This is a genomic window from Denitratimonas tolerans (assembly GCF_037203605.1).
Taxonomy (GTDB): Bacteria; Pseudomonadota; Gammaproteobacteria; order Xanthomonadales; family Xanthomonadaceae; genus Denitratimonas; species Denitratimonas tolerans.
The window spans coordinates 40,059-54,155 of the sequence record NZ_JBBDHC010000014.1; the positions used below are offsets into that span (position 1 = coordinate 40,059).

Here is a 14,097-nt window from a genome sequence, read left to right on the forward strand (position 1 = left end):
GTGGGTTGCGGAATGGTGAGTCATATGAGTCTCTCTCTGCATCGTGGCGGGCGAGAATCGGCGCGCCCGCAACACCGCCCCCTCTTGCTCTTGCGGATCAATGCTGTGCGAAGGGTTCGGTGGTTCCGTCGTGATGGACCAGCTCGACCGTATACGGCTGCTGGCGTCCTTCCGGGACCTCCATGCCCGGCGAACCGAGCGGCATTCCGGGCAGAACCAGGCCGCGTGCGTCCGGCTTTTGCTCGAGAAGGCGCTTGATGTCCTCAGCCGGGACATGGCCCTCGATGACGTATCCGCCGACCTCGGCCGTGTGGCAGGAGCCCTTTGCATAGGGGACACCCAGGCGCTCCTTGACCGGACCCAGGTCATCCATGTCGTGCACATCCACGGTGAAGCCCGCCTTCTGCACGTGGTCGACCCAGCTACCGCAACACCCGCAGGTCGGAGTCTTGTGGACGGTCATGCGTGGCAGGGCAGCGGGAGTGGCGTCGGCTGTTTCAGAGACGACCTGTGCAGCGGGTGCGATGGTGGATTGCGCGGGTGTAGCCGCCTGGGTGCAGGCACCCAGGCCGGCGACCGCAAAAGCCGCCCACGCCAGTCGGTTCAATCTGCAGGTTTTCATTTCTGGTTCTCCGCTCAGCGCTTGGTCCGCGAGGACCAGTGGATGTGGACGATCCGCCAGCCATCGGCGGTCTGCTTCAGCACCATCGTCTCGGTGCTCTGGACGGTCAGTGGCTTGCCGTCCTTCTGGGCGTGCAGCTCGCTTTCGGTGCCGACCCACGCGAACTCGCCAGCGGTTCGTGCACGCTGACGGAGCAGCTGGCGATGGGCGCCCTTGAGGAACGCCGCATCACTGACTGCGTGATGGCCCAGGTATTCCTCGCGGCTGCGCTCGGCACCCCCGGACTCGAGGATGAGGACGTCGGGAGCGAGCAGGGATCCGACCGTGGCCAGATCGCCGGTGGACAGGGCGGTGCTGAACCGCTCTGCCACGGCGACGGCGGCCTTCGCGGCGGCCGGCACGTCTACGTCCGCCGCTGCCGCAGCGGCGGGGTGATGTGCATGCGACTGTGCCGTCTGCGCCATTGCGGGCGACACCATTGCCAGCATCAGCGCGAGGCCAGACGAAATTGCTGTTGCATTCATTGTTCAACTCCAGGTTTTCAGTGAGTGTGCGCAGGGCCGTCTTCGGCCTCGGTCATATGGGGTGAAGGTGGAGACTGCACTTTGCCATCGGCATGGCGATGCTCTACCGCGCGGACTTCTGTGTCGGTAACACGCTTTCCGTGGTCATCGTCCATACCCGGCGACTGCGCGTGCGGCATCGCGTCGCTCCCGGCTGTGGGCTGGGCAGGGTGATCCTCCGTCGCCGCCTCGTCATGGTCGTCGTCGTGTGTCTCGCCGCCGCCATGCGCGTGGCCTTCGCTGCTGTCGACCAGTTCCCTGTATGCAGCCGCGTCGAGCGTGGGCAGCACCTGCAGGAACGCGGCCATGTTCCATATGTACTCGTCCTCCATGTTCTTGCCCCAGGCGGGCATGCCGCTTGCTTTGATCCCGTGCTTGATCACCCAGAACGCTTTTGGCGCATCGACCCCGTACTGGCTGAGGTTGGGCGGGGCTGGATACAGGCCTTGGCTCATCTCTGTTTCGGCCATCGATGGAGCCAGGTGGCACCCGGCGCACATCGCTGCGTAGTTGCCCGCGCCCTGCACGATTCTCGCTGGATCGTCCAGGCCCGGCGGGACGTCCAACCTTCCCGCACGCGCCAGGATGGAGCGCTCGCGTGCGGTCTCGAGCACAAAGTGCACGGGCCTGGTGTGCATGTCATCCGCGGCGACGTTGTATACGCCGCCCCAGATAAAGCCCGCCGCGCCCACTGCGACAACCAGGGGAACTCCGATCAGCCAGAGACGCTTGCGTGTCTTCGGTTGCATATGAGTACTCCGGTCAGAACCAGATTCGAACGCCGGCCACGATCCGGGTGTCGTCGACATCCCCGGTCTCCGCGCGACGAAGGTCCGCCGTGCCTCCGTAGGCGCGCTCCCAGACCACGCCGACGTAGGGAGCGAACTGCCGATGGAACTCGTAGCGCAGGCGGAAACCGGCTTCGACCTTGCTCAGCCCGCTGCCGATTCCAACCGCCGGATCGTCCTTGCTCCAGGCTTCGCCCTCGACGAGCCACTGGCCGATCAGCCGGTTGGTGAACAGCATTTCGTATTCGGCTTCCGCCCCAAGCCCGACCTGGCCGGACTCGCCCAGGTACGCGGTCGCTTCGACTTCAAACTTGTACGGGGCAAGGCCGATGACGCCGAGCGCGGCATAAGTGCGCGACGGGCCGCCGCCAAAGCCGAAGTCATGTCGGACACCGGCGACCGCGTCCCACCATGGGGCGATGGCCCGGCCGTACAGGACTTCCGCATACGCCGACTCGGTGGATCCGCCCACCCGCTCGCCCTCGCTGCGCAGCCAGAGCCGGTTCAGATCGGTGCCGACCCAGCCTTTCGCTTCCCAGAGCATGCCGGTGCCGTCCTCATCCGCATCCCACGCCTCGAGCTGGTCAAACGACCAGAAGGAATTGATCGTTTCGCCGTGTATCACGTGCGCGTCGAGGTCCTGGAACGCCGCGGCCCGATCGGCCGCGGTGATGGCAGGAATAGGCTCGCGCGGCTCCGCGGTCGCCGGGAGATCCTGGCTGGCACCAGGCTGATGGCCCATCGACGCGTGGTCCATGCCAGAGTGATCCATCTCGGAGTGGACCATCGTGGAGTGGTCCATCCCCGAGTGGTCCATCGTGGAGTGATCCATCGTGGAGTGATCCATCGTGGAGTGATCGCTGCCGGCAGTGTCCGCGGCCCCATGTTTCATGGAGCCGTGGTCCATGGCCCCGTGATCATCGGACATCGTGTCTGTCGGAGTCGGCTGGTGGCCGGCGTGTGGGTCAACAGGCTCAGGTGACGATGGTGTCGCAGCTGGAGCCGGCTTCGCTTCCGGATGGTGCGAGGCGTGGTCTGTCTCCTGCGCCCACGCGGGCGCGAACCCAGCGGCAAGCCACAGTGCGGAGGCCAGGCCGATGGCCAGGGGATGGCGGCTGGAACCGATCATGGCGCTCATTCCTCCACCCGCACTTCGCGGAACATGCCGGCTTCCATGTGGTAAAGCAGGTGGCAGTGGTATGCCCAGCGGCCGAGCGCGTCGGCACGCACCCGGTAACTGCGTCGGGTGCCCGGCGGCATGTCGATAGTGTGCTTGCGCACCATGAAGTTGCCGGACTCGTCCTCGAGGTCGCTCCACACGCCGTGGAGGTGGATCGGATGCGACATCATCGTGTCGTTGACCAGCACGATCCGCATGCGCTCGCCGTAGTTGAGGCGCAGGGGCTCCGCGTCAGCGAACTTCACGCCGTCAAAGGACCAGGCGAAGCGCTCCATGTGGCCGGTCAGGTGCAACTCGACCGTGCGGCCGGGTTCGCGCCCGTCGGGATCGCGGAACGTGCTCCGCAGATCGGCGTAGGTGAGCACGCGGCGGCCGTTGTCGCGCAGGCCGATGCCCGGGTCATCCAGCCTGGGCGCGGGCGCCATCGTCTGCATGTCGACCAGGGGGTTGCCGGTTTCGCTCGCAGGGTGTTCCTGCATCCCGCCGGCACCGTGATCCATCCCGGCCATGCTTCCGCCGGCCATTGCGCCTCCGGCCATCGACGACATGTCGTGGCCGCTGTGGTTCATCCCGGCCATCGCACCGCCGGCCATCGCACCGTGTGACATCGAGGACATGTCGTGACCGCCGCCGCCCATGCCGCCGTGGCCCATATCGTCCATGGTGAGGAGCGGCTTGGGGTCGACGTTGGGCACGGGTGCCCGCAGCCCTTCCCTGACGGCCAGCGTGCCGCTGATATAGCCGGTCCGGCCGCTGTCCTGGGCGAAGATGGTGAATGCATCCTGCCCGGTGGGTTCGACGATCACGTCGAACGTTTCGGCCGTGGCGATGCGGAACTCGTCGACCGTGACCGGATGGACGTACTGGCCATCGGCTGCGACCACCGTCATTTTCAGGCCCGGAATGCGCACGTCGAAGTACGTCATCGCGGACCCGTTGATGAAACGGAGGCGGACCTTCTCGCCCGACCGGAACAGCCCGGTCCAGTTGCCGAGCGAGGTCGTGCCGTTCATGAGGAAGGTATAGGTGTTGCCGTTGACGTCCGACAGGTCGGTCGGCGTCATCCGCATCTGGCCCCACATCTTGCGGTCTTCGACCGTGGCGGCCAGGCCGTGCTGCTTCACGTCGTCGAAGAAATCGCCGACCGTCTGCTTGGAGAAGTTGTCGAAGTCCGACCGCTTCTTGAGCCGGGCGAACAGGCGCTTCGGATCGAGGTCGGTCCAGTCGCTGAGCATGACCACGTAATCGCGGTCATAGGCGAAGGGCTCGGGTTCCAGCGGCTCGATCACCAGTGGCCCGTAGAGACCGGCCTGCTCCTGGAAGCCGGAATGGCTGTGGTACCAGTAGGTGCCGCCCTGCACGACGTTGAAGCGGTACTGGTAGGTCTCGCCACGGTTGATGCCGTTGAAGCTCAGCCCGGGCACGCCGTCCATGTCGGCCGGCAGCAGGATGCCGTGCCAGTGGATCGACGCCTGCTCGCCATGGATCGAGCCGCGGGGCAGGGCATTGCGGACCCGCAGGTTGACGGTGGTGCCTTCCCGCCAGCGCAGCAAGGGTGCGGGAATCGATCCGTTGACTGTGATCGCGGGGCGCGTGGCGCCGGTGAAGTTCATCGGCGTCTCGCCGATGGTCAGGTCGAATTCGGTGCCCGAGAGCACGTTGGGCAGGCCCTCGGCCTTGACGGCCCAGCTGGAACGGGGCCACAGGCCCAAGGTTGCGACGGCCCCGCCAACAGCAAGGCCCTGGACGAAGCGGCGGCGCGACGGGGCAGACAGCCCCTCGGCACGGCCGAAAGAATCGGATGACATGGAAACTCCGGGGAAAGGTCGGGGGCTCGCGGGGCGAGCCTTGCCCTGTCGGTGCGGAACAGCGGACAGGGTCCATCAACGCCTCAAGAGGCGTGCAGCGACACTTAGCCGATCGGAGGTCGGAACAGATTGGTCAGGGCAGCGGACGCGTGCAGCGACAGGAAGGGCTCGGCGGTTTGCCGATACAGGACGGAGACGTTGCCGAGTGTTGAACCGACGAGTGCCGCAAAACAATGGTGCATGCACGCACAGCAACTGTCCGTCTCACAGCAGTCGTCCCACGGCGATACCGCTCCGGCCTCGTCAGTGGCCTGGGGGTGATGGTGATCATCGGCTACCGGAGCAGCCGCCGCGGCCTCGTGGCAGGCAGCCATGGCCTCGGCTGCTGTCGGCGCCGCGGTCACGTAGGTGACGTGACCCGCGAAGTCGCGCAGGTGCTCCATGTGCATGGACGCGCCAGCGATGCCCGGACCGTTCGCCAGCAAGGCAACGATCAGGAACAGACGCATCAGGAGCGCGCGGAAAGTCATGCGCCTTAGTATACGTGCGGATATAAACTCCGGATGAATACAGTGACAACGCACGGGGGATCGAGCCGCGGGTCTTCGTCGCCTGCCTGACCCAACGTCGCCTCCCGCTTTTCGGCTACAGGGCCATGTCTTCGTAGCTGCGGGGATCGGAGACCGGTTCCAGGTGCCCGGTCACGCGCATGGCGGGAAACTCCGCCACGATCTTCTCCACCAGGTCTTCCATGGCGTCATGCCCGCGCAGCACCGTCCAGTCGCCGGGCACCAGCATGTGCATCTCCATGAACTGGCGGGCCCCGGACTCGCGCGTGCGCACGGCGTGGAATTCGATCCGGCCCGGTTCGGCGTGCGCGTCCAGGATGGCCTGGATCCGGGCGTTGTCCTCGGGGGACAGGGTCGCGTCCATCAGGCCGGAGGCGGATTCGGACATCAGCCGGTAGCCGACAACCAGGATGTTCACGCCCACCAGGATCGCGATCACCGGATCCAGCCAGTTCCAGCCTGTCAGCCACGCCAACCCCAGGCCCACCACGACCCCGACCGAGGTGTACACGTCGGCCATCAGGTGCTTGCCGTCGGCGCGCAGGGTGATGGAGCGGTGGCGCGTGCCGACCTTGATCAGGATCCGCCCGACGATGCCGTTGAGGACGGCGGCCATGATCGAAACGGCGAGGCCGATGCCGAGCGATCCCAGCGGCGGGGGGTTGAGCAGGCGATCGATGCCCAGGTAGATGATCGAGGCCGCGGAGACGAAGATCATGATCCCTTCAGCGCGGCGGAGAAATACTCCGCCTTGCTGTGGCCGAAGTGGTGGTCGTCGTCGGCCGGCCGGGCGGCGATGGTCAGCGAGACCAGGGCGACGATGGCGGCCACCAGGTTGACCATCGATTCGGCGGCGTCCGACAGCAGGCCCACCGAGCCGGTGATCGCCCAGGCGCTGCCCTTGAGCAGCACCGTCAGCACCGCGGTCACGATGGCCAGCCAGGCGTATTTCCTCAGGTCCGGCGTGGCTTCGGCCGTTCTGTCGCGGGGTTTCATGGCGACCATTGTCTGCTGTGCGCGCGGGTCCGGCCAGCCGAAGCCTGTCGCCTCACGATCACCAGGGTCGCCCGGAATCTCCACGTGGCCCGTACGTACACGTTGTCATTGCGGCGCGCGCCGGGCGATTTCCTCGCGCGGCGGAGGATGCCCCCGTTGGTCATGGTCTACCACACCCACCGCATCCCGAGCAGTTCGTCGCTGACCTGAAATCGCTCAGCAACAGCTAGCCGTTGGGGCGCCGAGTAAACGATACCGGCGCCGTGATCGTAGGCCGCTTTGGCCGGAAGCGAACATCGATAGGGCAGGGGATTAGGGATGTTTATCGAGGGTAGGGGAGAGCGGCGTTCGACTGGAGGCGGAAATCCGGATAAGAATTACGGACGATCGGCTAGCTGCGGTTCCGGTCAGTCGCTGATGCAGGCTCAAACCACGGTGACCGCCTTAAAGGGGTCGATGTAAAAAGTGACCGCGGAATGCACGCAAGCCGCATGCGCGACACACTCGCGCTGTTAGCTCGATGTAGCAATCCCGCAATCATATTTTGCAATGTCGCAGCAGCCCTGGGTTAACCTCGGCGAACCATCGAGAGTGCGAAAGGGGGGGGTGAGATGGCGGACTTCTTCGCTCAGCACCGCGGGGCGCTAAATCTGGCTACGCAGGTCGCAACTCCGAACCGGGGGTTTCGAATCGGCCAGCTTGGGGCCATGTACGCCGTGCTGGCACACGAGTCGGTACATGACGACCCTGCCATTGTTTGCCTACCGACTGGGTACGGCAAGACCTCTGTGATGATGGCGCTGCCTCTGCTGTTAGCCGCCAAGCGTGTCCTAGTAGTGGAACCTTCCAACGCGTTACGAAGACAAGTGTCCTCGCACTTCAGGGAACTCTCGACGCTTCGCCGCATCGGCGCGATCAGTGATGCTATTCCGAACCCGGAAGTACTCAGATTGGAGGGGCGCCCGGAAGACGTCGCTGCATGGGAGGCCCTTGTAGGGCAGGACGTGGTAGTGACGACTGCGGCAAGTGCATCTCCGGCGCTTGCTCCGGGAGCTCGCGAAGATCTATTCGACCTCATCATTTTCGACGAAGCACATCATGCTCCCGCAGATTCCTGGGCAGCTTTTTTAGCGCATTTCAAGAAAGCCCGTTTCGTGTTTCTCACAGCAACGCCCTTCAGGCGAGATGGCCGCATTATTCCTGGGAAGCTGGTCTATCGATACCCGGTCACGCGCGCAGTGGAAGAAGGGGCCTTCCAGCCCGTAGCATTCTGTGCGGCGCCAGTCCTCAATCCGCTCAATGACGATGAGATCGACCTTTCTATCGCAAGGACCGCCATAGCCCAGCTCAACGCTGACAGGGACGCAGGCAAGGATCATCGCCTGTTCGTGCGCGCGGGCAGCATCAAGTCTGCGCGAGAGCTTGTCCCGATCTACCGAAGTTTAGGCGTTGAGGTTGAAGCCGTCGACAGCAAAGTCAGCAAACGAACTCAGGACGATTGCGAACGACGGCTGATTTCTGGTGAACTGCGCGGGATAGTCTGTGTGGACATGTTCGGCGAAGGCTACGACTTTCCTAAACTGAAAGTGGCAGCACTCCATTCGCCTCACCGCTCACTTGTTCCGACCATCCAGTTCATCGGGCGATTCGCGCGTAGTGACGCAACTACGGGCAACGCAACCCTCATCGCACCGCTCGCTCGCGTCTCGGAGGCGCCAAGCTTACTGCTGAAGGAAGGCGTAGACCTCGCCAGCATGATTGACGAAGCGGCGCAGCGAGAGCTTGTCGGTAGCGTCGAGAGTCAGGCGGTTATTGAGCGACTTCATGTGAGCCGACTCGCGGAGTCTGACTACGAACGGGTATCACCCCTGGCACTGGAGTTGTATGCCCACGTTCGGGTCTTCAGATGTGCCGAGACGCCGGACTTCTCGAAGATTGGCGACATGGTCGGAAAAGCCCTTCGCTCTGTAAAGCAGTGGCTGTCGACAGATGGCACAGTAAGTTTAGTTCTGACCGTCGACGAAGCCCCCCCGAACTGGGCGACCTCTGATGTACTCGTCAACGTCCGTCACGATGCGTTCCTGCTCATGTATTTCCCAGAGTCGCAGCTTTGCTACATCGGCTCGACGCGACGCACCGAGAAGATCTATCAAAGTCTGATGGGCAAAGTCTGCGGCAGTTTCCGTCTACTGAGCTACGAGGAGACCAGTCGGGCTCGCGCAGGGCTCGAAGGCGTCCGGTTTTACAACGTGGGTCTCAAGAACTCGACCTTCAACTCACAAAGCGAGACATATCGGATGCTCACAGGTCCGGCTGCCGAGCGCGCGGTAACTGTCGGCGACGGCCGTGCGTACGTGCAAGGACACTTCTTCGGTAGTGGTGTAGCAGAGAATACAAAGGAAACCATTGGTGCGAGCAGTTCCTCCAAAATTTGGAGTAATCAGACTCTGACGGTATCTGAGTTTCTATCATGGGTCGCGCAGATCAACGCGAGGCTGGTCGGCAACGCTCCATTTGCTCAAACCCAATTTGACGTCGTCAAGTCTGCGACGACCCTGCGGCGGATCCCGGACGTAGTCATAGCAGGGACATGGGCAAAGGCTGGGTTCAAGACCAACCCGCGCATTCGTTATCGAGCCGCGGGTGCCGCCCAGTTCGACTACAGTCGCTTGACAGACTGGGAACTGTGCGAGTTTTCGGCGCAGCCCGACAATGGCGTTTTGGATTTCAAGGTCAGTTTAGACCAGTTGTCGGTGCAGATGCGCTTTTCTCTAGGCCAGGGACGCATCGTGACGCAGCAAAGTAACGCCGTGGAAATTGAGGTGGAATCGGCGACGGAGTCGTGGATGCATCTGTCCGATTGGCTCGCCGAGCATCCGCCGGTCTTCTATGCTGCCGATAAGTCATCCTTCGAAGGGATGAACAAGATGTCAGCTCCACACCTGCAGGTCGCCGCCCTTTCGCATGGTGACGCTGAGGTAATCGATTGGAACGGGTGCGACATCGAGGTCGAATTCGTGCCGAGCGACAGCTCTTCGAATGCCTCACAACTGCGGCGGCGATTGGCAGGCCAGACGACAGTTCAAGAGCACCTTGAGCGGCACTTGTTGCAGGTTCCTGGTCTCGCCGCTCTGTTCTACGACCACCGGTCGGGTGAAGCGGCCGACTACATTGCGGTGACCGCATCCCCAGGAGGCGAGGTTGAGATTGCCTTGTATCACTGCAAAGGCGCTGGCGGGGCACCGTCTGGCGGGCGAGTGGGAGATGTATACGAAGTGGCTGGCCAATTGGTGAAGTCGGTGTACTACTGCGATGCCGCAACCCTCTTGAGCCACATGGAGGACCGAATGCATGCTCGGCATAAGAGCCCTTCCAAGTTCATTTCTGGAGATATTAGTGACCTGAAGCAGCTTCTGCTATCGACGCCTTCAACGAAGCTGAGTTTCGCGGTGGTCGGCGTTCAACCCGGGATCAGTCGGCAGCGAGTTGGCGCGCACTTGGCAGACCTGATGGTGTTCGGTCTTGACTATGCCAAGCGGGGTGGTGCCGTGAGGGCGTGCTGGCTAGTCAGCGAATAGCCAATCGCCGATACAAGAGGATCGGCTAGTTTCGACGGCCAGCCTGCTATTGGTCAGGGAGGTTCGCGCGTTGCAGTTCAGCCCGAACAGATCACCCATCCCAATACACTGGCAAGCTTGTTGTTGGCGGAGAGGAGACGTCAGGGGACAGGATTAGGGAGATTTATCGGGGGTAGGGTAGGGCGGCTGCCGGCCCGGACCACGTGCGGATGCAACCCGCTGTAGGTGCCTGCGCAGGAATGGACGGCTGATCTCAAGTTCACTCGGGAGCGGTGACTTGAGTCAGCCCCGGCAGGCCCCAATACTCAGCTGATGCCGCAGGGGGCGGCACGACAGGAGGACAAAACGACATGGCAAAGGACAAGGCGGCTTCGCCGAAGCTCCAGCTCACGCTGCCTGAGTACAACCGCATCTACGAAATCATCTATTCCGTGCTTGAAGGGAGGGCAAACACGCCATTCGCGTGCATGTTCTTCGCTGCTGCTGGGGCGCTGATCCTTAACAAACACTACAAGATTCCAGCTCGTGCAGTAGCAGGTGCTTTTCTACTTTGTGCTGATCCTGCGCCTTCGGTCATCAGCATTGCAAAGAACGAAGATGGCATGGTCACGTCTGATCGAGATGGGTTTCATATGTGGGTTCAGACCGAAACCCATGTGATTGACTTCATGGCACCGATCTTCAACGAGGCAATCAAGGGCAGGGGCTATCCCGGAACCGTGCCGCGCAAGATGTTTCAGCGTCCGTTGTCTTCGGAGGCGGAATCCATCGATGAACTGCACGCCCCCGGCAACTACTTCACGATGCCCAACATTGAGCTGACCGACGAACTTGTTGATTCACTATTTGATCAACCTGCAAACGTTGATCTTCTGAACGCAGTTGATCGTTGGTTCAAGAAGTACCCAAAGAAGTTGGATGACCTGAGTCTGTTGAATGACCTTGGCGAAGTGCACAGGCTGACCTTGAGTGCACCCCGGATTTCGGGAGCTTGGTAAGCCCATTAAGTCAGGTCAGCATTCAGGAGCATGAACTGCGGGATGCTTGTGCCACGGGAAAAGGATCATTCTCCACAGCGTCCACCATAGCGACATGATCCCTGCGTTCTGCAGTTCGCGATCCGTCATCAGCCCATGGCAGTACGCATTGCGCAGATTGAACCCTTCCGAGTCGGCCAGCAGGACGTGAAGCTCAAACACAAGGTTTTTGCCAAAGAATCGTTCGGCTTCAGGCATATCGAGCATTTCGCCCAGCGTCTTCTCGTGCTGCGTGCCATCTTCGTTCATGCCCGTTGTATGGGCTCCAATCCTTTTTAGTTGCGCGCGCACGAAAGGTTCTACCGCAGGGATCAGGTAGACCGACACCGCAAGCCAATCGTCGATGAAGCCCGAGAACAGACCTCTGGCTAGAGTCTCAACTTGGCCAGGTGGCGTGATGGGCGACGCCTCTACGATCTCCTTGACCGCGTGGAAGGATGGCTGATATTGGCTATGCAGGGTGTTTACGACATGCGACACCATGACTGACGATCGCATGGGAATGTCGATTTCGTGGGCGCTACTGATTGCGTGCAGACGAACCGACGCTGGGTCATTCAGATCGAGGGGTGGGCGCTGGGCAACAACCACGCCGTCCGCGTTGACGTGAGTGGTTGTGAACATGCTTGATAGCGGGTGTTCGGCATGCTGTTGCCGTACACGTTCCTCGATTTCTTCCAGATTCAACCACTGCCCCGCTCGATAGGTCGCTCGAAGTAGAGCGGAGAAGAAATCGGGTGCTGCGATCTGCTCGTCAATCCACTTTACCCATTCGCTGACATCGGTGTTCGCAGAAAAATGGCCGAAGTGGTCCAGGGAAGCCCGTTCGTAGGTAGCAAGTCGATCTCGCAGATCCTGGATACGGGATGGCGCCGCCTTGGCCTTGCGCAGGAGGCTTATGGCTTCGGTCATGTGCATTGGGGCGATCATTGGTTGCTGCTCTGCGGCAAGTTCTGCAGCGCGCGCCATGGCCTCACCCTGGGCCATGAGCGACGCGTTGGCCTCCTTCGATTTACCCAATCGTTGATTCAGTCGATAGGCCTGCGCATGCCATCGCGCCGCTTCCTGAGGATTGTCGGCGTCCAAGGCGGCAGCCTTGGCTTCAATCTGGGGGAGGATGGCTTCGCAGGCATGGCGATTACGGTTAATCGCTTCGTCACACAGACGAAAAGCCAAGCCGGGCCAGTTGTTCTCGATCGAGTGCGGGATTTCGTCGAGGATCACGGTCCAGTATCGCTCCCACAACGCGGGATCCTTTTTGGCATACACCCAGAGCAAGACCAGGCTGCGTTGCAGTTCGTCGAGTCCACGAATCGCGTGCTCCGTACCAAATACCGACCCGACGTAGTCCAGGTAGGCGTCAACAGCCAATCGCCCCAAGCGCCAATCGGGAGGGATGCGTCCATCGGCCGTTACCGAAAGGTCGGCAAATCTTGCCTTGAGCCAAGGAGTTGGGGCTTCATGGGCAGCGCGTGCCAGAAGGGCCACATCGTGCTGGCCGAGGTCCTCCATGGACATGCTCCGGCCTTCGCTGCTTTGAAATACTGGCCCAAAGGGTGCGTGAGACGGGTGCCGCAGGTGCATGGAGATAGCGCCACCCAAGACCTGCATGGCCTTGGATCGAAGAGGTTGACCTTCTTCTTCGAGTTCCCTGGCCCTCTGGTAGAACTTCGTCGTCAAGGACCAAGGGACGGAGCCGTCTCCTTCCTCACCGACCAAGGAGATCCAGTCGAGCGCAGCGTAGGTCTCATCGTCGATAGCCTCCTCTAGTACGGGCATGCGCTTCTCCGATCTAACGGTGTTGGTCGATATGGGGGGGCACCACTTTAACGAAGAGCTGTTCCAGGATTTTGCCGCCGCCCCTCACTACTTCAGTAGGCGAGCTGAAGGATTGTCTTCCGCTGCGCCTGCCTGAAAATACCCAATCACGCTCGCCACGGAGCGGTGCTCGGTCATCGCCATCACCGCCGGCAGCGGCACCCCTTGCTTACCCGCCTCAGTGACAAACCCCGAGCGCAGGCTGTGCGCTCCAAAGTCCCCCTCCAACCCCGCCAAGCGGGCCCGGCGCTTCACGATCGCGGCCACTGAGCCGGGGAGCAGGGCAGGGCCGACTCGATCCTTCCAGATCCGCCGGAAAATCGCCCCCTCGTGGATCCCAGCGGCCTCTAGCCAGGCCGCGAGCGCCTCGGCACTGCGTCCCAGGATCGGTTTATCCGGCGTCGAATCCGCCTTGACCCCCGCCTGCTGGGTCTTCGAGAATTCCAGCCGGTAGATATAGCCATCCGTGCCGACCTTGCGCAAGTCGCGCAGATCGGCGGCGGCGATCTCGCTGCGCCGGCGGCCGCCGCTGGCGAACCCGAAGCAGAGCAGGGCGCGATCGCGCAAGCCCACTAGGCTGTCATCACAGGTGGCCAGCATCGCCTCCAGTTCCCCCCGGGTGATCGCAGTCTTCTTGGTCGGCCGCTCGCCGCGCTTGACCGCGGCGCGCCGGGCGCGACTGAGCAGGGTGCGGACGCTGGGCAGTTCGCAAGGGTTGGCCAGGCGCTTGAGCTTGTGCGCCGTCGACAGCACGGCCACGCGCTGGACCACGGTCGAGAGCTTGAGCGGCCCGACCCTGGCCTTGAGTCCGGCGGCCACCAAGGCCTGGTCCAGGGCCGGCGGCAGTTCGCTGACCAGGCCGGTCTTGCTCTTGCGCTGGATGTGGTCGACCAGGAACTGGATCACCACCGCCTCGCTGACCGGCAGCGCCAGCTCGATCCCGTAACGGCCCTGGTGCCAGCCCGCCCAGTAGCGCAGGGCGGTGGCGTAGCTGCGGGTGGTGTTGGCCGCCGCGGCTTCGGCGAGCAGTTCACGGACCGCGTCGGCGGCCTGCTGCGCCAGCTGTTCCGGCAGCACCAGCTGTGCGGCCGTCGCCGTAGTGGCGGGCAATGCGTTTTTTAGTTTCATACTATGTAAT

Annotated in this window: 10 protein-coding genes and 1 pseudogene; 2 read left to right on the top strand and 9 right to left on the bottom strand. The window is 62.4% G+C overall.

Annotated features, from left to right (window positions below):
- Positions 1–97 precede the first annotated feature (97 nt).
- The 7 genes and pseudogenes from WB794_RS10160 to WB794_RS10190 form a co-directional block, all read right to left on the bottom strand.
- The gene (locus WB794_RS10160; RefSeq protein WP_415926676.1) at positions 98–607 is read right to left on the bottom strand and encodes a DUF411 domain-containing protein; all 510 of its coding nucleotides are present in this window, start codon (positions 605–607) and stop codon (positions 98–100) included.
- Positions 608–636: 29 nt separating this feature from the next.
- Entirely contained in the window at positions 637–1,146 is a 510-nt protein-coding gene (locus WB794_RS10165) for a YybH family protein (protein ID WP_337335739.1), read from the bottom strand.
- A 17-nt stretch (positions 1,147–1,163) separates the two neighbouring features.
- Positions 1,164–1,934 carry a c-type cytochrome gene (locus tag WB794_RS10170; protein WP_337335740.1) on the bottom strand — a complete coding sequence of 257 codons (771 nt, stop codon included), beginning with the start codon at positions 1,932–1,934 and terminating at the stop codon, positions 1,164–1,166.
- Between the two features lie 13 nt (positions 1,935–1,947).
- Positions 1,948–3,102 carry a copper resistance protein B gene (locus WB794_RS10175; RefSeq protein ID WP_337335741.1) on the bottom strand — a complete coding sequence of 385 codons (1,155 nt, stop codon included), beginning with the start codon at positions 3,100–3,102 and terminating at the stop codon, positions 1,948–1,950.
- A 5-nt stretch (positions 3,103–3,107) separates the two neighbouring features.
- Positions 3,108–4,961, bottom strand: a complete 1,854-nt coding sequence (locus WB794_RS10180) for a copper resistance system multicopper oxidase (protein ID WP_337335742.1) — start codon at positions 4,959–4,961, stop codon at positions 3,108–3,110.
- A gap of 104 nt (positions 4,962–5,065) precedes the next feature.
- Entirely contained in the window at positions 5,066–5,491 is a 426-nt protein-coding gene (locus tag WB794_RS10185; RefSeq protein ID WP_337335743.1) for a CopL family metal-binding regulatory protein, read from the bottom strand.
- A 115-nt stretch (positions 5,492–5,606) separates the two neighbouring features.
- Positions 5,607–6,535, bottom strand: a pseudogene (locus WB794_RS10190) (cation diffusion facilitator family transporter).
- Positions 6,536–7,233: 698 nt separating this feature from the next.
- Between WB794_RS10190 and WB794_RS10200 the strand changes: the two are divergent.
- Together WB794_RS10200 and WB794_RS10205 are read left to right on the top strand one after the other, a co-directional pair.
- Positions 7,234–10,104, top strand: a complete 2,871-nt coding sequence (locus WB794_RS10200; RefSeq protein ID WP_337335775.1) for a DEAD/DEAH box helicase — start codon at positions 7,234–7,236, stop codon at positions 10,102–10,104.
- Between the two features lie 350 nt (positions 10,105–10,454).
- Positions 10,455–11,102, top strand: coding sequence for a DUF2026 family protein (locus WB794_RS10205; protein WP_337335746.1), 648 nt, complete (start codon positions 10,455–10,457; stop codon positions 11,100–11,102).
- A 15-nt stretch (positions 11,103–11,117) separates the two neighbouring features.
- Here WB794_RS10205 and WB794_RS10210 read toward each other — a convergent pair whose 3' ends face one another.
- Entirely contained in the window at positions 11,118–12,920 is a 1,803-nt protein-coding gene (locus WB794_RS10210; RefSeq protein ID WP_337335747.1) for a DUF4209 domain-containing protein, read from the bottom strand.
- A gap of 87 nt (positions 12,921–13,007) precedes the next feature.
- Entirely contained in the window at positions 13,008–14,087 is a 1,080-nt protein-coding gene (locus WB794_RS10215) for a site-specific integrase (protein ID WP_337335748.1), read from the bottom strand.
- Between the last annotated feature and the right edge of the window lie 10 nt (positions 14,088–14,097).

Excerpts from the sequence above, each read along its gene's own strand:
- WB794_RS10165 (WP_337335739.1), bottom strand. The coding sequence starts at position 1,146 with ATGAATGCAACAGCAATTTCGTCTGGCCTCGCGCTGATGCTGGCAATG.
- WB794_RS10170 (WP_337335740.1), bottom strand. The coding sequence starts at position 1,934 with ATGCAACCGAAGACACGCAAGCGTCTCTGGCTGATCGGAGTTCCCCTG.
- WB794_RS10175 (WP_337335741.1), bottom strand. The coding sequence starts at position 3,102 with ATGATCGGTTCCAGCCGCCATCCCCTGGCCATCGGCCTGGCCTCCGCA.
- WB794_RS10180 (WP_337335742.1), bottom strand. The coding sequence starts at position 4,961 with ATGTCATCCGATTCTTTCGGCCGTGCCGAGGGGCTGTCTGCCCCGTCG.
- WB794_RS10185 (WP_337335743.1), bottom strand. The coding sequence starts at position 5,491 with ATGACTTTCCGCGCGCTCCTGATGCGTCTGTTCCTGATCGTTGCCTTG.
- WB794_RS10200 (WP_337335775.1), top strand. The coding sequence starts at position 7,234 with ATGTACGCCGTGCTGGCACACGAGTCGGTACATGACGACCCTGCCATT.
- WB794_RS10205 (WP_337335746.1), top strand. The coding sequence starts at position 10,455 with ATGGCAAAGGACAAGGCGGCTTCGCCGAAGCTCCAGCTCACGCTGCCT.
- WB794_RS10210 (WP_337335747.1), bottom strand. The coding sequence starts at position 12,920 with ATGCCCGTACTAGAGGAGGCTATCGACGATGAGACCTACGCTGCGCTC.
- WB794_RS10215 (WP_337335748.1), bottom strand. The coding sequence starts at position 14,087 with ATGAAACTAAAAAACGCATTGCCCGCCACTACGGCGACGGCCGCACAG.